The sequence below is a fragment of the Micromonospora halotolerans genome (genome assembly GCF_032108445.1).
Classification (GTDB): Bacteria; Actinomycetota; Actinomycetes; order Mycobacteriales; family Micromonosporaceae; genus Micromonospora; species Micromonospora halotolerans.
Window position 1 is genome coordinate 3,297,823 of record NZ_CP134876.1, and the last position, 20,257, is coordinate 3,318,079.

The window sequence follows — 20,257 nt, forward strand, 5'->3', positions numbered from 1 at the left end:
TCTCGGCGGACCGGGTAACGAACGCCGACGCCGCGCCCGGGCGGGCGCGGCGTCGGATGGTCTCTGCGGATCCGGTCAGGCGATCTTGCGCTGGTCCGGGACGGCGGACTTGTGCGGCCGGCCGAGGCGGGCCTCCAGGCGGGCGACGTCCACCCGGGATTGCCGGCGGTCGGCCAGGTCCTCCCAGCCGAGGGCCAGCAGCCGCAGCCGCTCCGACTCGCTGAAGCCGCCCCACACCCCGTAGGGCTCGCGGACCGAGAGGGCGTGCGCGGCGCACTCGGCTCGCACCGGGCAGGCGCGGCAGACGGCCTTGGCGCCGGACTCGCGGCGCAGCCGCGAGGAGCCCCGCTCGCCGTCCGGGTGGAAGAACTGCGCACTGTCCCGCCCGCGGCAGGCACCGAGCCGCTGCCAGTCCCAGAGGTCGACAATGGGTCCGGGCAGCCTGCGTACGTTCGACATCAGCACCCCTCCTCCCGCGCGGCACCGCGGAGAATCATCGTGGCCAGCTCCTACCGGTGCGGTGGTCCGCGCGGGACACCGTTTCCGGAGTGACCCCTCGGTACCCGGGCTTTCCCGCCCTCACACATCTGTGATCGAAAACCTCGGACACTCGGCGGCATATGCCCCATCTGCCGGAAAAGTTCGGATGATTGCCCGGAACCTCCTCCCGAGCACACGCCGTCGTGGTCTGCTCTGAGGCGGAGAGGAGACCACTGTGCGTAGCGTTCTCGTGTGCGTTCGGACACCACTCGCAGCCCAGCACCTGACCTCCGCGGCGGCGCGGCTCGGGCTGTCGGGCGTGCTCCGCACGGCCGTCTCCGATCCCGAGGTGATGCTGCGGCTCGCCGAGCGTCAGGTCGACGTGGTGCTGGCCGACACCGCCCTCACCCGGCCGGACAGCGCCGGCTTCGTCCGTCGGGTGCTCGCCCGCGCCCCGCAGGCCGCCGTGCTGCTGCTCGGCGCCGAGGAGTCGGAGGCCGCGGCGGCCACCATCAGCGCCGGAGCGCGGGGCCTCATCCAGAACGCCGACCACGACCTGACCAGCGCGGTAGCCAAGGCACTGCTGCTGCTCTCCGCCCCCGGGCGCACGAACCGGCACCGGGTCAGCGACCCGGCCCGGGACGCCGCGGCGGTCGGGGGGCCGGCCCGGTCGGCCGCGCCGGGGCGTACCCCCGCCGGGGCCGCGTGGCCGGCGGGGTCGGCGGAGGGTCCCGGTGGGGGGCCCACGGTGGTCCCGGTGCAGCGTGGCGAGGACCCGGCCGACCCGGCGGCGGCCGAGGCGGAGGCCGCGCCGGCGGGTGGCCCGCAGCGGCCGGCGCGTACCCCGCGCAGCGCGATCGGCCTCACGGAGCGTGAGCTTCAGGTGCTGCTCGGCATGGCCGAGGGGAAGAGCAACGCGGAGATCGGGCGGGAGCTGTTCGTCTCGGAGGACACCGTCAAGACGCACGCCCGCCGGCTGTTCCGCAAGCTCGGCGCGCGCGACCGGGCGCACGCCGTGGCCGCCGGCTTCCGCGCCGGCCTGGTCGCCTGAGCCGGCCCCTCACTCCTCGGCGGAGTCGTCGGTGCCCTCGGTGAGGGTGTCGTGCACGCCGTCGGCGTAGCCGCGCGCGTAGTCCCAGCTCACGTAGTGGTCCGGATCCGGGTCGTAGGCCGGCTCGTGCACCCGGGGCCGCCCCGAGTCGAGCAGGTGGCGCAGGTTGCCGCGGAGGAGGTCCCAGTCGAAGTAGTGCGGCTCGCGGCAGTCCTCGCACTCGATGACCAGGCCGCGGACGCCGATCGGCTGCAGCAGGGCCTGGTAGATCTCCAGGTCGGCAAGATCCTCGAGGACGTCCTGCCGCTCGATCTCGGTCAGCGGGTCGAGCGCGTCGTCCTCGCGCGGGTCGTGCAGACCGGCAGCCGGATCGGCCGGGTCGCCGTTGAACGGGTCGATGGGCTCCTCGTGCACCCCCTCACCGTAGTCCCCGTCGCGCCGGAAAGTCCGCCCCGGCGACTCCCTGTGGCGCCGCCGACCCGGGCCCGCCGCTGCCGGGGGCCGCCCAGGTCAATGGGTACGATGAAGCGACGCGCCGTCTTGCCGGCGTGCGCCGGTGCCCGCGCGCGCCGCCTCGCTGCAGCCCGTCCGACCAGCTCAGGGGAGCAATCGTGGAGAATTCGCCCAGCACCGAGATCCCGGCCGGCCGCGACGGCGGTGAGCTGGGCGGCCATCTGCCGGAGCTGCCCGCCGGCTCGGCCCGGGTGGTGCCGCTCGGGCTGACCTTCGACGACGTGCTTCTCCAGCCGGGCGAGTCGGACGTGGTGCCGAGCCGGGTGAACACCCGCACCCAGCTCACGCGCAACGTCGAGCTGACCATCCCGCTGCTCTCCAGCGCGATGGACACCGTCACCGAGGCGCGGATGGCGATCGCCATGGCCCGCCAGGGCGGCATCGGCGTGCTGCACCGCAACCTCTCCGTCGAGGACCAGGCCCTCCAGGTCGACCTGGTCAAGCGCTCCGAGTCCGGCATGATCACCAACCCGGTGACCGCCAGCCCGGACGACACCCTCCGCGAGGTCGACGCGCTCTGCGGGCGCTACCGCATCTCGGGCGTCCCGGTGGTCGACGGGCAGGGCCAGCTGGTCGGCATCGTCACCAACCGCGACATGCGCTTCGTCTCCGACCCGGCCACCCCGGTCCGCGAGATCATGACCCGGACCCCGCTGATCACCGCCCGCGTCGGGGTCGGCAAGGACGAGGCGCTGGCCCTGTTGCGCCAGCACAAGGTCGAGAAGCTGCCGATCGTCGACGAGTCCGGGAAGCTGCGCGGGCTGATCACGGTCAAGGACTTCACCAAGAGCGAGCAGTACCCGGAGGCCACCAAGGACGAGGCCGGCCGGCTCCGGGTGGCCGCCGCCATCGGTGTGGGCGAGGACGCGTACAAGCGGGCCCGCACCCTCGTCGACGCGGGCGTCGACGTGGTGATCGTGGACACCGCGCACGGCCACCAGCGGGCCGTGCTGGAGATGGTCGCCCGGCTCAAGAAGGACGTCGCCATCGACATCGTCGGCGGCAACGTCGCCACCTACGCGGGCGCCAAGGCCCTGGTCGACGCGGGCGCGGACGGCGTCAAGGTGGGCGTCGGCCCGGGTGCCATCTGCACCACCCGGATCGTCGCCGGGGTCGGCGTACCGCAGATCACGGCGATCATGGAGGCCGCCCGGGCCGCCCGTCCGGCCGGCGTGCCGGTGATCGGCGACGGCGGCATCCAGTACTCCGGCGACATCGCCAAGGCCCTGGTGGCCGGCGCCGACACCGTGATGCTGGGCGGCCTGCTCGCCGGCTGCGAGGAGAGCCCGGGCGAGCTGCTCTTCATCAACGGCAAGCAGTACAAGGCCTACCGGGGGATGGGCTCGCTCGGCGCCATGCAGTCCCGCGGCCAGGCCAAGTCGTACTCCAAGGACCGCTACTTCCAGCAGGATGTGACCAGCGACGAGAAGCTGGTCCCCGAGGGCGTCGAGGGCCAGGTGCCGTACCGGGGTCCGCTCGCCCAGGTCGCCCACCAGCTCGTCGGCGGGTTGCGGCTGGCGATGGGATATTCCGGCGCCGAGAGCATCCCCGAGCTCCACCGGCGCGGCCAGCTCATCCGGATCACCGCGGCCGGGCTCAAGGAGAGCCACCCGCACGACATCCAGATGACCGTCGAGGCGCCCAACTACCACACCCGCTGACCCACCACCCCCAACCACCTGGAGTCCCCATGCGTGACGTGGTCGAGATCGGGCTGGGCAAGACCGCGCAGCGCGGCTACCACCTTGACGAGATCGCCATCGTGCCGAGCCGCCGCACCCGGGACGTCGACGACGTCTCCACGGCGTGGCAGCTCGACGCCTACCAGTTCGGCATCCCCTGCGTCGGGCACCCCTCCGACGCGACCATGAGTCCGGCCTCGGCGGTGCGGCTCGGCCAGCTCGGCGGCCTCGGCGTGCTCAACGTCGAGGGCCTCTGGACCCGCTACGAGAACCCGGCCAAGGTGCTGGAGGAGCTGGCCGGCCTGGACGAGGACGCCCGGGCCACCAAGCGGCTCCAGGAGGTCTACGCGGAGCCGATCCGCCCCGACCTGATCGCCGAGCGGGTCCGCGAGCTGCGCGACGGCGGCGGCACGGTGGCCGTCCGGGTCTCCCCGCAGCACACCCTGGCGCTCGCCCCGGTGATCCTCGACGCCGGCGTGGACATCCTGGTCATCCAGGGCACCATCGTCTCCGCCGAGCACGTCTCCACCACCGACGAGCCGCTGAACCTCAAGGAGTTCATCGCCGACCTCGACCTGCCGGTCATCGTGGGCGGCTGCACCGACTACAAGACGGCGCTGCACCTGATGCGCACCGGCGCGGCCGGCGTCATCGTCGGCATCGGCGGCGACGACTGGTCCACCACCGAGTCGGTGCTCGGCATCCGGGTGCCGATGGCCACCGCGATCGCCGACGCCGCCGCGGCCCGCCGCGACTACCTCGACGAGACCGGCGGCCGGTACGTGCACCTCATCGCCGACGGCGACATGCAGACCTCCGGCGACATCGCCAAGGCGCTCGGCTGCGGCGCGGACGCCGTGATGCTCGGCGAGCCGCTGTCGCTCTGCGAGGAGGCCCCGGCCGGCGGCGCCTGGTGGCACTCGGCCGCCAGCCACCCGTCCCTGCCGCGCGGCGCGTTCGAGGTGGCCGGCGAGCCGCTCGGCTCGATGGAGAAGCTGCTGTTCGGCCCGGCCGACGAGCCGGACGGCCAGCTCAACCTCTTCGGCGGGCTGCGCCGCGCGATGGCCAAGTGCGGCTACCGCGACCTCAAGGAGTTCCAGAAGGTCGGCCTGGTCCTCGACCGCTGACCCGGGTGGGCGACCGACGGCGCGGGTGCGGATTCCGGTCCCACCCGCGCCGTCGCGCATCTAGGCTCGGCGGATGACGCGCGGCCGGCGGTGGGGCGCGGCGGTGCTCGCCGCCGCCCTGCTGGCCGGCGGCTGCACGGGGGACGACGACGGGCGGTTCTGTCCGGGCGCGGCGGACGCGGGCGACCCGTACGTGCCGGGCTCCGGCAACGGCGGGTACGACGTCGGGCACTACGCGCTGAAGGTCCGCTACGACCCGGCCGACGACCGGCTCGCCGGCGAGGCCGTCCTGACCGCCACCGCCACCATGGCGCTGTCCCGGTTCCAGCTCGACCTGGCCGGCCTCACCGTCGACCGGGTACGCGTCGACGGCGCCCCGGCGAAGCACCGGCGCGACGGGGCCGAGCTGGTCGTCACCCCGCCGCACGGCCTGCCGGCCGGGCAGCGGTTCACCGTCGAGGTGACGTACGGCGGGGTGCCGGAGCCGCTGCCCAGCACGGAGCTGGGCGACGGCGGCTTCCAGGCCACCGGGGACGGGGCGATCGCGCTGGGCCAGCCGGAGTCGGCGAGCACCTGGTACCCGGTCAACGACCACCCCTCCGACAAGGCCACCTACGAGATCGAGGTGACCGTCCCGGCCGGGCTCGCCGCGCTGAGCAACGGGGTGCCGAAGGGGACGGCGAGCAGCGGCGGCTGGACCACCTGGCGCTGGTCCGAGGGCGCGCCGATGGCCAGTTACCTGTCCACCCTGGTGATCGGCGACTACCGGGTCCGGACCGGCACGCACGCCGGGAAGCCGATCGTCACCGCCGTCGCCGGCAAGCTGCCCGCCGACGGGCCGGCCGCCGCCTCGGTGGCCCGCACCGGCGAGATCGCCGACTTCCTGGCCGGCCGCTTCGGGCCGTACCCGTTCGACGCGTACGGCGGGATCGTGGTGGCCGACGACCGGATCCGGTACGCGCTGGAGACCCAGTCCCGGCCGGTCTACGGGCCCGGCTTCTTCCGGGGCGCCGGCCCGAACACCGAGGTCGTCGCGCACGAGCTGGCCCACCAGTGGTTCGGCGACAGCGTCTCGGTGGCCCGGTGGAGCGACCTCTGGCTCAACGAGGGCTTCGCCACGTACGCGGAATGGCTGTGGGCGGAGCACGACGGCGGGCGCACCGTCGAGCGGGCCTTCGCCGACCGCTACGCGGTCACCGACTGGAGCAGGCCCTCGGTGGACCCGGGCCGCGCCGCCATGTTCGGCGACGGGGTCTACCAGCGCGGCGCGCTGGCCGTGCACGCGCTGCGCCGCGCGGTCGGCGACGCCACGTTCTTCCGCGTCCTGCGCGGCTGGCTGGCCGAACGCCGCAACGGCACGGCCACCACCGCCGACTTCATCGGGTACGCCGAGCGGACCGCCGGGAAGCCCCTGCGGCCCCTCTTCGACGCCTGGCTGATCGGTGCGAGCCCGCCGGCCCTGCCGTGACGCGGACGTGATCGATCCTGGGTAGGCTGCCGCGGGCGGAGCGGCCCCGGGCAGGGCCGCGACGGTTCTGCTCCGGGAGGGATCGAGGCGATGGCGCGGCGCGGCGGACGACGACGGCTCGGGCTGCTGCTCTGTGGAGGGTTGCTGCTCGCCGGCTGCGGTGCGACCGAACCGGACCGGGCGGTGCCGGACCCCACCTCGCCCAGCCCGACGGCCGAGCGCAGCTTCGCGCCCGGCGCGCCGGGCGCCGGCGACCCCTACTTCCCGAGCTACGGCAACGGCGGCTACGACGTGGCCCACTACACCGTGCGGGTGCGCTACGACCCGGCGACCGACAAGCTCACCGGCACCACCACGCTGCGGGCCACGGCGACCGCCGACCTGTCGGCGTTCAACCTGGACCTGGCCGGGCTGACGGTGCGGTCGGTCACCGTGGACGGGGCGAAGGCCGGCCACAGCCGCACCGCCGACGAGCTGGTCGTCACCCCGGCCACCGGCCTCACCTCGGGCAACGGCTTCGTCGCCGAGGTCCGGTACGACGGCCAGCCGGCCGCGCTGGACAACGACGTGCTCGGCGAGGGCGGCTGGCTGCACACCGCCGACGGGGCGATCGCGCTCGGCCAGCCGGAGTCGGCGAGCACCTGGTACCCGGTCAACGACCACCCGTCCGACAAGGCCACCTACGACTTCGAGATCACCGTGCCGAAGGGGCTCACCGCGGTCAGCAACGGGGTCCCGAAGGGGCGGAGCACCACGGGCGACTGGACCACCTGGCGCTGGTCCGAGGGCGCCCCGATGGCCAGCTACCTGACCACGGTGGCGATCGGGAAGTTCCGGATCACCACCGGCGAGCACAAGGGACGGCCGGTGTACAGCGCGGTCACCAGGCAGGTGGCCGAGGGCGCGCCCGACCGGTCGATCGCGCGGACCGTCGAGGTGGCCGACTACCTGGAGAGCACCTTCGGGCCGTACCCGTTCGACGCGTACGGCGGGGTGGTGGTCGCCGACGACCGGATCCGGTACGCGCTGGAGACGCAGGGCCGGCCGGTCTACTCGGCCGGGTTCTTCCGGCAGGGCGACAACACCGGCGTGGTCGCGCACGAGCTGGCCCACCAGTGGTACGGCGACAGCGTCTCCGTCCAGCGCTGGCAGGACATCTGGCTCAACGAGGGCATGGCCACGTACGCCGAGTGGCTGTGGGCGGAGCACGCCGGGGAGTCCACCGTCCAGCACACCTTCGAACAGAAGTACGCGACCGCGTCGAGCCAGGTCTGGCGTACGCCGCCGGGCCGGCCGGGGGTGGCGAACCTGTTCGGCCGGTCGGTCTACGAGCGGGGCGGGATGGCCATGCACGCGCTGCGGGTGGCGATCGGCGACAGCGCCTTCTTCACCGTCCTGCGCACCTGGGCGGCGGAGAAGAAGCACGGCAACGCCACCACCGACGAGTTCGTGGCGCTCGCCGAGCGGGTCTCCGGCAAGAAGCTCGGCAAGCTCTTCGACGCCTGGCTCTACGGCACCGAGCGCCCGCCGGCCCCGAAGCCGCTCTGAGTCAGTTCTTCACCCGCAGCGAGGGGTGCGCGGCCAGGTAGGCGTCGGCGCTGCCGCCGCGCAGGGCGGTGAGGAACTGGCGGCCCACCGGGCGCAGCTGCTCGCCCCGGTAGGACGCGCCGCTGCCCACCCCTTCGCCGGGGAGGCCGACCAGGACGAACTTCTCCGCCGGCAGGCCACCCAGGGCGTACGCGAAGTCGACCAGCCGGCGGCCGCCGCCCACGTACACCAGGGTCTTGCCCAGCGCGGCGACCACCTGCTCGACCCGGTCCGGGTCGCGGGCCAGCCCCTGGTCGAGGATCTTCCGGGCCAGCGCCCGGATGAGCTGCTGCTGGTGCCGCTGCCGGGTGTAGTCGCCGCCGGCCGTGTAGCGCTGGCGCGCGTAGTCGAGCGCCTGCCAGCCGGTCAGGTGCCGGTTGCCCGGCTGGTAGACCATCTGCGGCCCGGTGTAGGTGCTGCCGGCCCGGTCCCGGTAGCGCCCGTCCGGCCGGCGGTGGATGGAGGCGACCCGCTGGTCGACGTAGAGGTCCACGCCGCCGAGGGTGTCGACCAGCTTGTCGAACCCGCCGAAGGTGATCACCGCGCCGGCGTCGATGCGCAGCCCGGTGTACCGGCTGACCGTGGTGCGCAGCAGCTCGTACCCCTGGGCCGTGCTCGGGTGCAACTTGTCGCCGGCGACCCGGCTGCCGTAGCTCATCGCGTGGGTGAGCTTGGTCCGGCCGCCCGGGTAGCCGGCCTTCGGGTAGGCCGGGATGTCGACCACCAGGTCGCGGGGGAGCGAGAAGAGGTACGCGCGGCCCAGCCCGGCCGGCACGTGCAGCACCAGCACGGCGTCGGCGTGCGGTTCCCAGCCCGGCACGCTGATCCGGGTGTCCACGCCGACCAGCAGCAGGTTGAGCGGCCCCTTGAGGTCGGCGCCGGGCGGCGGGGTGGGGCTGGAGGTCACCGGGGCCGGGGTGGCCGGGGCGGCGGTGGACGGGCTCGGCGTGCCCGGCCCGGCGACCGGGCCGGGCGACGGGCGGGAGACCAGCCGGGTGGTCACCACCGCGCCGGCGACGACCAGCACCACGGCCACCAGTGCGGCCAGCCCCAGCAGCAACCGTCGACGCGTCATCGTGGTCTCCTTCCCCCGTCTTCCACTCGACGCGCGACGGAGGGCCGTCGGTTGCCCGGGCGGGAATCCCGTGTAATCGGGCGCTCTGCATGATCTGCGAAAAACTCTCGCTGGCGCTATAGCTACCGGTCGGTAATGATGCGTGCATGCGGTACGACGTGGTCGTCATCGGGTCGGGATTCGGCGGCAGCGTCACCGCGCTGCGGCTGGCCGAGAAGGGTTACACCGTCGGGGTCCTGGAGGCCGGCCGGCGCTTCGCCGACGACGAGTTCCCCCGCACCTCCTGGCGGGCCAGCCGCTTCCTGTGGGCCCCCAAACTCGGCTGCTACGGCCTCCAGCGGATCACCCTGCTCCGCTCCGCCGACCGGAAGGCCGGCGGCGGGGTGCTGGTGCTCGCCGGCGCCGGCGTGGGTGGCGGCTCGCTGGTCTACGCGAACACGCTCTACGAGCCGCTCGACGCCTTCTACGCCGACCCGCAGTGGCGGGACATCACCGACTGGCGCGACGAACTGGCCCGCCACTACGACCAGGCGAAGCGGATGCTCGGCGTCACCACGTACCCGCTGCACACCGGGGCGGACCGGGCCATGCGGGCGGTGGCCGAGCGGATGGGGGTGGGGCACACGTTCCACTCGACGCCGGTGGGCGTGCACATCGGCCGCCCCGGCGAGCGCGTGCCCGACCCGTACTTCGGCGGGGTGGGGCCGGACCGGACGGGATGCAGCCACTGCGGCTCGTGCATGACCGGCTGTCGGCACGGCGCGAAGAACACCCTGGTCAAGAACTACCTCTGGCTGGCCGAGCGGCTCGGCGCGCAGGTCCACCCGCTGACCACCGTGACGGCGGTACGTCCCGCCGCGGAGGGCGGCTACACCGTGCACACCGAGCGCACCGGCGCCTGGGTGCGCAAGCGCCGCCAGGTGATCCACGCCGACCAGGTGGTCTTCGCGGCCGGCGCGCTGGGCACCCAGCGGCTGCTGCACGAGATGAAGGCGACCGGGGCGCTGCCCCACCTGTCACCCCGGCTCGGCGAGCTGACCCGCACCAACTCGGAGGCCATCCTCGGTGCGTCGGTCGGGCCCGGCCAGGCCCGGCGGCGCGGCCTCGACTTCACCGAGGGGGTGGCGATCACCAGCTCGTTCCACCCCGACCCGCAGACCCACATCGAGCCGGTCCGCTACGGCAAGGGCTCCAACGCCATGGGGCTGCTCCAGTCGCTGCTGGTCGACGGCGGCCCGCACCGGATCCGGCGCTGGCTGGGCAGCATCGTCCGGCAGCCCGGCCTGGCCGCCCGGATGCTCTCGGTGCGCGGCTGGTCCGAGCGCACCGTGATCGCCCTGGTCATGCGGTCGGCCGACAACTCGCTCACCACCCGCTACCGGCGCGGGTGGTTCGGCCGCCGGCTGGTCTCCGGCCCGGGGCACGGCGCGCCCAACCCGACCTGGATCCCCGCCGGCAACGAGGCGGTCCGGCTGCTCGCCGAGGAGATCGACGGGACGCCCGGCGGGGCGGTCACCGAGCCGTTCAACATCCCGATGACCGCGCACATCCTGGGCGGCGCGGTGATCGGCGACAGCCCGGAGCGCGGGGTGATCGACCCGTACCACCGGATGCACGGCCACCCGGGGCTGCACGTGGTGGACGGCGCGGCCGTCTCGGCGAATCTCGGCGTGAACCCGTCGCTGACCATCACGGCGCAGGCCGAGCGGGCCATGTCGTTCTGGCCCAACAAGGGGGACGAGGACCCCCGCCCGCCGCTCGGTGCGCCCTACCGCCGGCTCGCCCCGGTGGCCCCGAAGCAGCCCGCCGTCCCGGCGCACGCCCCCGCCGCGCTGCGTCCCTGAGCGACGCGGCGCGCGACACACCGGGGCGCGGCCCGCGCCGGGGGTGACTGTCGGTAGGGTTGCTGCACATGAGCACGCCTCGCCCCGTCCTCGTGGTGGACTTCGGAGCCCAGTACGCCCAGCTCATCGCGCGCCGCGTCCGCGAGGCGAAGGTCTACTCGGAGATCGTCCCGCACTCCATGCCGGTGTCCGAGATGCTGGCGAAGGATCCGGCCGCGATCATCCTGTCCGGCGGCCCGTCCAGCGTCTACGCGCCGGACGCCCCGCAGATCGACGCCGGGATGTTCGACGCCGGCGTCCCGGTGTTCGGCATCTGCTACGGCTTCCAGGCCATGGCGCAGGCGCTCGGCGGCACCGTGACGCGCACCGGCAACCGCGAGTACGGCGGCACCCCGCTGCACGCCCGCCCGGAGGCCGGCGTGCTGCTCCGCGACCTCCCCGACGACCTGCCGGTGTGGATGAGCCACGGCGACTGCGTCACCGAGGCCCCGGCCGGCTTCGCGGTCACCGCCGAGTCGGCGGGCGCGCCGGTCGCCGCGTTCGAGGACCTGGCCGGGCGCCGGGCCGGAGTGCAGTTCCACCCGGAGGTCGGGCACACCGCGCACGGCCAGGAGATGCTGGCCCGCTTCCTGCACGACATCGCCGGCATCGCGCCGACCTGGACGCCCGAGAACATCATCGACGAGCAGGTCGCCCGGATCCGGGCGCAGGTCGGCGACAAGGAGGTCATCTGCGGCCTGTCCGGCGGCGTCGACTCGGCGGTCGCCGCGGCGCTGGTGCACAAGGCCGTCGGCGACCAGCTCACCTGCGTCTTCGTCGACCACGGCCTGCTCCGCGCCGGCGAGGCCGAGCAGGTGGAGAAGGACTACGTGGCCGCTACCGGCATCAAGCTCAAGGTGGTCGACGCCCGCGAGCGGTTCCTCGGCGCCCTCGCCGGGGTGACCGACCCCGAGCAGAAGCGCAAGATCATCGGTCGGGAGTTCATCCGGGTCTTCGAGGCCGCCGCCCGGGAGATCGCCGCGCACGGCGACGTCGAGTTCCTGGTGCAGGGCACCCTCTACCCCGACGTGGTGGAGTCCGGCGGCGGCACCGGCACCGCCAACATCAAGAGCCACCACAACGTCGGCGGGCTGCCGGAGGACCTGAAGTTCGCCCTGGTCGAGCCGCTGCGCACGCTGTTCAAGGACGAGGTCCGGGCGCTCGGCCTGGAGTTGGGGCTGCCCGAGGCGATGGTCTGGCGGCACCCGTTCCCCGGCCCGGGTCTCGCCATCCGGATCATCGGCGCGGTCGACGAGGAGCGCCTCGCCGTGCTCCGCAAGGCCGACCTGATCGCCCGGCAGGAGCTCACCGCCGCCGGCCTGGACCGGGGCGTCTGGCAGTTCCCGGTGGTGCTCCTGGCCGACGTGCGCAGCGTCGGCGTCCAGGGCGACGGGCGCAGCTACGGGCATCCCGTGGTGCTGCGCCCGGTCTCCAGCGAGGACGCGATGACCGCCGACTGGTCCCGGCTGCCCTACGAGGTGGTGGCCCGGATCTCCACCCGGATCACCAACGAGGTCGCCGAGGTCAACCGGGTGGTCCTGGACGTGACCAGCAAGCCGCCGGGCACCATCGAGTGGGAGTGACGCCGGCTCAGGCCGCGGGCGGCGTCGGCGGCTGAGGCGCCGGCCGGGGCGCCGGCTCGGGCGTGGTCGGCGCCGCGTACGGGCCCGGGGTCGTCGGCGGGACCGGCGGCCAGCCGGGTGCGGTGCCCGGGGGGTGCGGCCAGGCGGGCGCGCCCGCCGGCTCCTCGGGCATCAGGAACCACATGATCGGGTACGCCAGCGCGGCGATCCCGCCGGTGAGCAGGGTGGCGACCGCGAAGGCCACCCGCACGAGGGTGGGGTCGACGGCGAAGTAGCGGCCGAGGCCGCTGGCCACGCCGGCGAGCATCCGGTCGGTGACCGGCCGGCGGAGCTGCTTGTACGGGGCCTGCGAGGGGTTCGTGGAGGTCATGTCTCCACGGTCCCCCGCGGTCCGGCGGGCGACCTCGGTGACCGCCCGGACTCCTACCCTGACGCGTCCCTGAGGCGCCAGCGAAGAGTCAGGAATCTGACTCTTTTCGATGCGGGTAACCGCAGCCGGGGAGAATTCGCTCCCGTGACCACCTTGCTGGAGCCGCTCCGCAGGATCGCGGCATACGCAGTTTGTGCAGATTCAGACGCCCGAGTGTTGCTGGTCCGCGCATCGGAGCGCTCCGGCACCCCCGGCACGTGGTCGCTGCCCGGCGGGGCGGTCGACCACGGTGAGGACCCCAAGCACACCGTCGTCCGCGAGACCGCCGCCGAGACCGGCCTCTCGGTCGCCGTCGCCGCCCTCCAGGACGTCCTCGCCGACATGCGGGCGCTGCCCGAGCGCGGCATCACGATCCACACCGACCGGCTGCTCTACACCGTCTCGGTGCGGGGCGGGACGCTCGCCGACCGGGTCGACCGCCCCACCGACCTGGCCCGCTGGTTCACCCTCGACGAGGCCCGCGGGCTGCCGCTGCGCTCGTTCGCGGCGCGCGCCCTGGGCCTGCCCACCTCCACCGACGACATCGTGCCGGAGGAGGTGCCCGAGTTCCCGTCGTTCTACGCCGTCCCCGGCCCCGACGGGCTGCACCGGGCGCAGCGCTTCGCCGCATACGCCGTGGTGACCGACCCGGAGGAGCGGGTGCTGCTCACCCGGGTCTCCGACGGCTACCCGGGCGCCGGCTGCTGGCACCTGCCCGGCGGCGGCACCGACTACGGCGAGCAGCCGGGCGCCGCGCTGATCCGGGAGCTGGTGGAGGAGACCGGGCAGACCGGTCGCCTGGTCGAGCTGCTCGGGGTTGCCAGCCACCGGGACGCCGCCTCGCTCGGCCCGGAGGGCTACCCGATCGACTGGCACGGCGTCCGCGCCTTCTACCGGGTGGTCGTCGACCAGCCCGCCCCGCCCACCGTGGCCGACGTCGGCGGCTCCACCTGCGAGGCCCGCTGGTTCCGCCGCGAGGAACTGGGCGCCCTCCCGACGGACCGCCTCACCGAGGTGACAGCCGAAGCAGTCCACGCCGCCCACCTGATCTGACCCCCTGCCCCAACCCACCCCACCCAGCACCGCCCGCCCGCACGCCCGCCCCGCGCCGCTGATCATGAGGTTGACGGTGTGAAATGTCCGTCCCGGTGCCGCTAACCTCATGATCGACGGAGTTGGCGGGTGGGAAGTGGGTGCGGAAGCGGTGGAGAAGCGGCGGCGGATCGGGGCGTACGGGGTGCTGCGGGACCCGGGCGGGCGGATATTGCTGGCGCGGGGGTCCGAGGCCTGTCCCTGTCCGGGGGTGTGGCAGCTGCCGGGGGGTGGGATCGAGCACGCCGAGCATCCGGCGCGGGCCGTCGAGCGCGAGTTCGCCGAGGAGACCGGGCTGATCGTCGCGGCGGACGCGGTCCGGGCCGCGGTCGCCGACGTGGCCGCCTTCCCGACCGACGGCATCGCCGTGCACACCGACCGGCTGATCTTCGACGTCGAGGCGCGCGGTGGTGAACTGCGCCCGGAGCCGGCCGGCGGCAGCGACGCGGTGGGCTGGTTCACCCCGGACGAGGCGGCGGCCGTGCCCCTGATGCCGTTCACCGCCGAGCTGCTCGGAGTGCCGGTGTCGCCCCTGCCGGCGGGCCTGCCCCGGGCCCTGCCACCCGCGCCGGCCGCCCCGGCCGCCGACCGGCGGCAGCGCTTCGCCGCGTACGGGCTGGTCACCGACCCGGCCGGGCGCGTGCTGCTCACCATGATCGCCGACGGCTACCCGGGCGCCGGGAGGTGGCACCTTCCCGGCGGCGGCACCGACCACGGCGAGCAGCCCGCCGCCGGCCTGCTCCGCGAACTGGTCGAGGAGGCCGGCCAGCTCGGCCGGGTGGTCGACCTGCTGGCCGTGGACAACATGCACAACCCGGCCGCGCTCGGCCCGGAGAGGCGGCCGTTGGACTGGCACGGCGTACGGGTCATCTACCGCGTCCGGGTGGACGCCCCGACCGAGGCCGTGGTGACCGAGCTCGCGGGAGGCTCCACCGCGCGCGCTGCCTGGTTCGCGCCGGACCAGGTCAGGGGCCTGCGGATGACCGAGGTGGCGGCCCGGGCAACCGGACAGCGGGGTAGCTGACGCCCGCTCACCGAGCCGCCATGGGTCTCCTCCGGTACAGTCGATGGCAGGGATTGGCCGACGAAACGGGCGATGAAGCCCGAGATGGGAATAACTGAGCGGTTCGTGCGGTTAAGAGAGTTATAAGTACCGCCGGCAGCTATCGCCAACCCCCTATCCCCTGTGCAATGGTGTACTCCGCAAATGGGCTGCCGGGCCCGAAAGGTCCGGCACGAGACAGCCGGACACCCGCCCGCGTGGCGGTCACCCGATCCGGTGATGGAGGAAACGTGCCGAGAGCCCCATGGCGCCGGCGTCGTACGACTGACAGTCCGCGCCCCGCAGGGCGTCGCTGGGCGGGCCGGTTGCGCCGCAGCAGCACGTTCGCCCGCCAGGTGCTGCTGGTCCGGGTGGGCCGCCGGGACGGCGCCGCCGTCACCGGGACCGACCTGGTCACCCCCGACCACCGCTGGTCCGACCGCCAGCGCCGCCGCTACGGGCGGTACGAAGCCGAGGTCGAGGCCGTGATGCCGGTCAGCCCGGCGCTCGGCCCGGCCACGCCGGTCGACGAGTCGCCGGCCATGTCGATCCCGCTGCTGCCGGGCGAGCGCACTGCCGCCCGGCGGGTGAAGTTCGCGCTGGTCAACGCCTGCACCCTGAGCAGCCTCGTGCTCGGCATGCTGGCGATCTTCCTGGCCATGCAGAACGAGGTCCGGGTCGCGGCGCTCTGCCTGATCGCCTGCGTGGCGTTCGACGGCCTCGACGGAGCGCTGGCCCGCAAGCTCAACGTGGCCAGCCCGTTCGGCGCGCAGATGGACTCGCTGGCCGACATGTGCTCGTTCGGCCTCGCCGCGCCGGTCGTGGTCTACGCCTCGCTGGCCGGCTCGGTGCCGCCGGCGGCCGCGGCGGTCGCCTGCGCCCTGGTCGCGGCCTGCGCCGCCATCCGGCTCGCCCGGTTCAACGTCTCGCCCAAGGACGGCCGCTTCTTCTGCGGCGTGCCGACCACCATGGCGGCCGCCGTGCTGGCCCTGACCGTGGCGATCGGGGTGCCGGTCTCCGGGCTGGTCATGGTCACCGGCGTGGCGCTGCTCGCCTTCGCCATGGTCTCCAGCTTCCCCTACGCGAAGCTCGCCCGGCTGGTGAAGCTGCCGCCGTGGCTCTGGCTGGCCCCGGTGGTCGGCGCGCTGGTCGACATCCGGCTCACCTTTGCCCTCGTGGTGGTGGGCTACCTGGTCAGCGGCCCGGTGCTCTGGCTGCGCCAGCGCCGCACCGCCTGACTCACAGCACGCAAAAGGGGCGCCGCTACCGCGGCGCCCCTTTTCGCGTTCCTGGGATCAGCTCCAGCGGGCGATGACCGTCGACCCGCCGACCACCTTGTCGCCCGGGCCGACCAGCGGCTCGGCGGCCTCGGCCGGCAGGTAGACGTCGGTGCGCGAGCCGAACCGGATCAGGCCGAAGCGCTCGCCCCGGGCCAGCAGCGCGCCGACCGGCGCCCGCTGCACGATCCGGCGGGCGATCAGCCCGGTCCGCTGCGCCACCACCACCGTGCCGTGGTCGGTGTCCAGCACCGTGTACGCGGCCACGTTGTGCTCGGCGTCCGGCTTCATGGCGTTGACGAAGCCGCCGTCGGCGACGAAGTAGTCCACCACCTTGCCGGCCACCGGCGAGCGGTTGACGTGCACGTCCAGCACGGACAGGAAGACCGCGATCCGCAGCCACTCGCCCTCGCCGAAGCGCTCGTCGTACAGCCGCTGCACCGAGAGGACCTGACCGTCCGCCGAGGCGACCACGGCCGACGGGTCCTCCGGCACGTCCCGCTCCGGGTCGCGGAAGAACGCGGCCACCGGGGCGGCGGCCAGTGCCGGCAGCAGCCAGAGCTTGGACTTCGGCCGGGCGGCCCGGGCCAGCGCGGCCAGACCGAGGGTGATGCCGGCCGCGGCCACGCCGTTGGAGTCGATGTGCATGCTCCGGGTCAGCGGCACGCTCGACGGCCGGTACGCCGGGGACAGCGACGCGGCCAGCGCGGCCGGCGCCGGGGTGGAGCGCAGGTGGTGCACGCGTACCGGCGGGGAGTTGCGCAGCACCAGGTCGGTGCGGACGCCGTGCAGCACCCCCTGCCGGTCCAGCTCGGCCCCGGCGCCCTCGGTGCGGAACAGGGGCGCGGCAACGCTCAGCACGGCCCCCTCGGCGAGGTACTTCGTCAGCCCGTCCACGGCGGTGCGGGCCTCCTCGGCCGTGCCGGTGAACGCCTCGGCCGCGATCACCACCGCGGCGGCGTCCGCCTCGGCGAGGGTGTCGACCACGCGTACCCGGTCGGCCACCCAGCGGCCCTGGGCCGTCACGTGCGCGCGGAGCGCCGCCGCGGAGGCGCCCTCCGCCGGCACGACCGTGAGCCGGTCGCCGGGGAGCAGCGCCTCGATCGCCGCGGCCAGCACCGCGGACTCCGGGGTCGCGCCGACCAGCAGGCCGGCCTTCGCGTCATTACGCCTGGCGAACTCACTGACGAGGGTGCGGGCGGCGCGCTCGCCGACGCGGACCGCACCGGCGGGACCGGTGACGCGCACGGCGGGGGACTGGGTCATCTCGGACGGGCTCCTGACGAGGTAGAGACGGAAGGCGGCGGCGCCGACCCGGGCGACCCGGCCGACCGGGCGCCCCGGCCGCTACCGGGGCGCCACGGGTGGGCCGGCCGGCGGAGGCGAGATCTCCACCAGCCAGCATAGGCGGCGCCGCCGGCCACCCGCACCGCCGCGGTCAGCCCGGCCCGTCCCCACCGGTACGCGGGCCGCCCCCCGGCCGGTCCGCCGCGTCGTCGACCGCCGGCAGTTCGCGGGTGGCCGGTCCGGCCGTGCCGTCCCGCTCGTCGCCGACGGCGGGTAGCTCGCGGGTGGCGGGCCCGGTCGTGCCGTCCGGCCCCTCGTCGACGGCCGGCAGTTCGCGGGTGGCCGGCCCGGTTCCGCCGTCCGGCTCGCCCCCGGCGGCCGGCAGCTCGCGGGTCACGGGCTCGGCCGGCTCGACCGGGGACAGTTCGCGGGTGGCCGGCTCGTCCGGAATCCCCGGCGTGGTCGGTGACCAGCGTGGTTCCTCGTCGAACGGGCGGTCCTCCCGGGCCGCGAGCGGCGCGTCGGTCACCGCGTCGGTGGCCCACTCGTCTGCCTCCGCACCGGCCGGAGTGGAGGCGGCCGGCGTGTCCGTCTCGTACGGGGCCGACAGGCTCGCCTCCGCCGGCGCCGGCTCGGTGTGCCGGCCCGAGCGCAGCGCGCCGACCAACCCGAGCAGTCCGATGAGGATCAGCGCGCCGGCCAGGAACCAGCCCACCGGCGGTAGCGCCAGCCCGAGGATCCGGGCCAGCAGCCACCAGGCGGACAGCCCGAGAAAGGCCAGCCCGAAGGCGAACGACACGATGTCGGTGCGGTGAGCCTTCACCGGGTCACCTCCAGGTTTCCGGCGTTCACGTGGACCAGCAGACGCAGCGTGCCGCCGCCGCGGCCGTCCGGCCCGAGGTCGGTGTTCTCCCACTGGCGGCCGTTCAGCCCGCCGGTCCGCCGGCCGAAGACGGTGGCGTCACCTGCGTTCACGTCGGCCACGGTGGTGACGTCGACGTTCGGCGGCACGACCACCGTCGCCTTGCCGAAGTTGACCTCGACGGTCACCTGGGTGTCCTTCTTGTCGAAGTCGACCGCCCGCAGGTCGAGGACGGCGTCGCCGAAGTTGTTCTCGTACCGGTCGGCCAGGTCCCGGTAGTCCGCCGGGGCCCAGGTGACGTTCCCGTCGATCCCGCGGACCCGGTCGTAGGAGTCGGCGACGGTGGCGATGCCCAGCGCCGCCGCGGTCACCAGACCGAGTGCGATCAGCCAGCGGGCCCGGCCGAACCAGGTGCCCACGAGCAGCCCGAGCCCGATGGTGGCCAGCACCGCGGCGAAGTAGCCGGCCGCACCGACCGGGAACACGTCGAGCAGGTCGAGCATCGCCACCACGCCCAGCGCCAGGAAGATCAGCGAGAACGTGACCGCGCCGAGCGCGGAGCGCTCCTTCGGCCGCTTCGGCGGCCGGGCCGGGCGGGCCGGCGCGGGCGGGGCGGGCGGGGCCGACCCGGCGTACGGGCCGTGCGGGGCGAACGGCGGCCGGTAGCCGCCGGGCGGCAGTGGCGCGCCCACCGGGGCGGGCGGCGGCACGGCGACGGGCTCGGCGTAGGGACGGCCGCTCGTCGGCGCGGCGGACCACGCCGCCGTCGCCTCCGTGCCGGGCCACGCCTCGCCGGCCCGGCTGACCGGGACGGCCGGCGGCCGCGCCACGGTGGGCTCCGGCTCCGACCAGGCGGGCTGGGCGACGCTCGGCGCCGGCCAGCCGGCGGCGGGCACCGGCGCGGGCGGGTATCCCGGCTCGGGCCGGGCGGCCGGCGGGGCGGTGACCGGCTGTTCGTCGGACCACGGTGCCGGCGCGGCCTCGGCCGGCTCGTTCGACCACGGCGGCGCGGCCGCGGCCGGCGTGCCGGGCCAGGGCGCCGACGGGGTGGCCGGCGGGACCGGTCCGGCGGCGGCCGAGACGTCGGGAGCGGGCGCGGCGGCCGGCGGCGCCGGCCAGGCCACCGGGGGCACCGGACCCGGCGGCGGGCCGGGGGGCGCGCCGGGCGCCGCCGTCCGGGTGGCCGGGCCGCGCTGGTCGCGGTTGAGCAGCAGCGCGCCGCCGATCAGGATCACCGCGCCGAGCAGGATCGCCCGGAAACCGTTGGTGACGACGTAGCCGAAGCCGACCGCGACCACGATGCTGAGCACGATCACGGTGATCGGGGACATGCTGGACCGGCCGCGGCCGAGCATCGACTCCACCGGCGAGGCGGTGTCTCCCTCGCCGGGGATGATCAGCCACGCGGTGACGTAGACCAGGAGGCCGATGCCGCCGAAGAAGCCCAGCACGGCCAGGAGCACCCGCCACAGCACCGGGTCGGTGTTGGTGGCCCGGCCGATCGCCGCGCAGACGCCGGCCAGGTAGCGGCCCTCCCGGGGGCGGACCAGCCCGTACCGGGAGGTGAAGCCGGCGGCGCCGGGCGGTGGGGCGTACCCGGTGGGCGGCGGGTCGGCGAACGGCGTGCCGCCGGCGGGCGGTGGGCCCGGCGGCGGGGTGGATCCGAACGGCGGGGGCGCCGTGGCGTCGGCGGCGGTGGGCGCCGCTCCCGGCGGGGGTGGCGGTGGCCCGTCCTGTGCTGCCGCCCCGGGGCGGGGCGGACGGGCAGCGTCCTCGGTCATGACTCCGATCCTGCTGCCCGGGCCGCCCGATCGTCCTCAGGACCCGACCCTGACCCCA

The 20,257-nt window shown here is 74.8% G+C and carries 16 protein-coding genes and 1 pseudogene; 10 read left to right on the forward strand and 7 right to left on the reverse strand.

What is annotated here, in order from left to right; translation table 11 throughout:
- Nucleotides 1-75: 75 nt before the first annotated feature.
- Nucleotides 76-459, reverse strand: a complete 384-nt coding sequence (locus RMN56_RS15770) for a WhiB family transcriptional regulator (protein ID WP_091322257.1) — start codon at nucleotides 457-459, stop codon at nucleotides 76-78.
- Nucleotides 460-715: 256 nt separating this feature from the next.
- On the opposite strand from RMN56_RS15770, the gene RMN56_RS15775 reads away from it, so the two are divergent.
- Nucleotides 716-1,531 carry a helix-turn-helix transcriptional regulator gene (locus RMN56_RS15775; protein ID WP_313724483.1) on the forward strand — a complete coding sequence of 272 codons (816 nt, stop codon included), beginning with the start codon at nucleotides 716-718 and terminating at the stop codon, nucleotides 1,529-1,531.
- 9 nt (nucleotides 1,532-1,540) lie between these two features.
- Here RMN56_RS15775 and RMN56_RS15780 read toward each other — a convergent pair whose 3' ends face one another.
- A complete protein-coding gene (locus tag RMN56_RS15780; RefSeq protein ID WP_313724484.1) occupies nucleotides 1,541-1,945 on the reverse strand; it encodes a DUF5319 domain-containing protein in 405 nt (134 codons plus the stop codon).
- Between the two features lie 197 nt (nucleotides 1,946-2,142).
- Here RMN56_RS15780 and guaB point away from each other — a divergent pair, with 197 nt between their 5' ends.
- The 4 genes from guaB (at nucleotide 2,143) to RMN56_RS15800 (ending at nucleotide 7,869) form a co-directional block, all read left to right on the forward strand.
- Nucleotides 2,143-3,705 carry an IMP dehydrogenase gene (gene guaB / locus RMN56_RS15785; protein WP_262283114.1) on the forward strand — a complete coding sequence of 521 codons (1,563 nt, stop codon included), beginning with the start codon at nucleotides 2,143-2,145 and terminating at the stop codon, nucleotides 3,703-3,705.
- Nucleotides 3,706-3,734: 29 nt separating this feature from the next.
- Nucleotides 3,735-4,853, forward strand: coding sequence for a GuaB3 family IMP dehydrogenase-related protein (locus tag RMN56_RS15790; protein ID WP_313724485.1), 1,119 nt, complete (start codon nucleotides 3,735-3,737; stop codon nucleotides 4,851-4,853).
- Between the two features lie 73 nt (nucleotides 4,854-4,926).
- Nucleotides 4,927-6,321, forward strand: coding sequence for a M1 family metallopeptidase (locus tag RMN56_RS15795; RefSeq protein WP_313724486.1), 1,395 nt, complete (start codon nucleotides 4,927-4,929; stop codon nucleotides 6,319-6,321).
- Between the two features lie 90 nt (nucleotides 6,322-6,411).
- Nucleotides 6,412-7,869, forward strand: coding sequence for a M1 family metallopeptidase (locus tag RMN56_RS15800; protein ID WP_313724487.1), 1,458 nt, complete (start codon nucleotides 6,412-6,414; stop codon nucleotides 7,867-7,869).
- Nucleotide 7,870: 1 nt separating this feature from the next.
- Here RMN56_RS15800 and RMN56_RS15805 read toward each other — a convergent pair whose 3' ends face one another.
- On the reverse strand, nucleotides 7,871-8,983 hold the full coding sequence (locus RMN56_RS15805) for an LCP family protein (protein WP_313724488.1): 1,113 nt from the start codon (nucleotides 8,981-8,983) through the stop codon (nucleotides 7,871-7,873).
- A gap of 146 nt (nucleotides 8,984-9,129) precedes the next feature.
- On the opposite strand from RMN56_RS15805, the gene RMN56_RS15810 reads away from it, so the two are divergent.
- Both RMN56_RS15810 and guaA read left to right on the forward strand, forming a co-directional pair.
- On the forward strand, nucleotides 9,130-10,827 hold the full coding sequence (locus RMN56_RS15810) for an FAD-dependent oxidoreductase (RefSeq protein WP_313724489.1): 1,698 nt from the start codon (nucleotides 9,130-9,132) through the stop codon (nucleotides 10,825-10,827).
- 68 nt (nucleotides 10,828-10,895) lie between these two features.
- The gene (gene guaA / locus RMN56_RS15815; protein ID WP_313724490.1) at nucleotides 10,896-12,449 is read left to right on the forward strand and encodes a glutamine-hydrolyzing GMP synthase; all 1,554 of its coding nucleotides are present in this window, start codon (nucleotides 10,896-10,898) and stop codon (nucleotides 12,447-12,449) included.
- A 7-nt stretch (nucleotides 12,450-12,456) separates the two neighbouring features.
- Here guaA and RMN56_RS15820 read toward each other — a convergent pair whose 3' ends face one another.
- Nucleotides 12,457-12,819, reverse strand: a complete 363-nt coding sequence (locus tag RMN56_RS15820) for a PspC domain-containing protein (RefSeq protein WP_313724491.1) — start codon at nucleotides 12,817-12,819, stop codon at nucleotides 12,457-12,459.
- A 144-nt stretch (nucleotides 12,820-12,963) separates the two neighbouring features.
- Here RMN56_RS15820 and RMN56_RS15825 point away from each other — a divergent pair, with 144 nt between their 5' ends.
- The 3 genes from RMN56_RS15825 to RMN56_RS15835 all read left to right on the forward strand — a co-directional run bounded on the left by RMN56_RS15825 (nucleotide 12,964) and on the right by RMN56_RS15835 (nucleotide 16,230).
- Nucleotides 12,964-13,911: an NUDIX hydrolase gene (locus RMN56_RS15825; protein ID WP_313724492.1), complete on the forward strand. Its 948-nt coding sequence runs from the start codon at nucleotides 12,964-12,966 to the stop codon at nucleotides 13,909-13,911.
- 151 nt (nucleotides 13,912-14,062) lie between these two features.
- Nucleotides 14,063-14,974, forward strand: coding sequence for an NUDIX hydrolase (locus tag RMN56_RS15830; protein ID WP_313724749.1), 912 nt, complete (start codon nucleotides 14,063-14,065; stop codon nucleotides 14,972-14,974).
- A gap of 344 nt (nucleotides 14,975-15,318) precedes the next feature.
- Nucleotides 15,319-16,230: a CDP-alcohol phosphatidyltransferase family protein gene (locus RMN56_RS15835; protein ID WP_313724493.1), complete on the forward strand. Its 912-nt coding sequence runs from the start codon at nucleotides 15,319-15,321 to the stop codon at nucleotides 16,228-16,230.
- A 57-nt stretch (nucleotides 16,231-16,287) separates the two neighbouring features.
- Here RMN56_RS15835 and RMN56_RS15840 read toward each other — a convergent pair whose 3' ends face one another.
- The 3 genes and pseudogenes from RMN56_RS15840 to RMN56_RS15850 all read right to left on the reverse strand — a co-directional run bounded on the left by RMN56_RS15840 (nucleotide 16,288) and on the right by RMN56_RS15850 (nucleotide 20,199).
- Nucleotides 16,288-17,535 carry a phosphatidylserine decarboxylase gene (locus RMN56_RS15840; protein WP_313724494.1) on the reverse strand — a complete coding sequence of 416 codons (1,248 nt, stop codon included), beginning with the start codon at nucleotides 17,533-17,535 and terminating at the stop codon, nucleotides 16,288-16,290.
- Between the two features lie 634 nt (nucleotides 17,536-18,169).
- Nucleotides 18,170-18,379, reverse strand: a pseudogene (locus RMN56_RS15845) (hypothetical protein); the annotation flags it as partial.
- Nucleotides 18,376-20,199 (reverse strand): PspC domain-containing protein, encoded by a 1,824-nt coding sequence (locus tag RMN56_RS15850; RefSeq protein ID WP_313724495.1) that lies wholly within the window; start codon nucleotides 20,197-20,199, stop codon nucleotides 18,376-18,378. The gene RMN56_RS15850 and the pseudogene RMN56_RS15845, both read right to left, overlap by 4 nt.
- Between the last annotated feature and the right edge of the window lie 58 nt (nucleotides 20,200-20,257).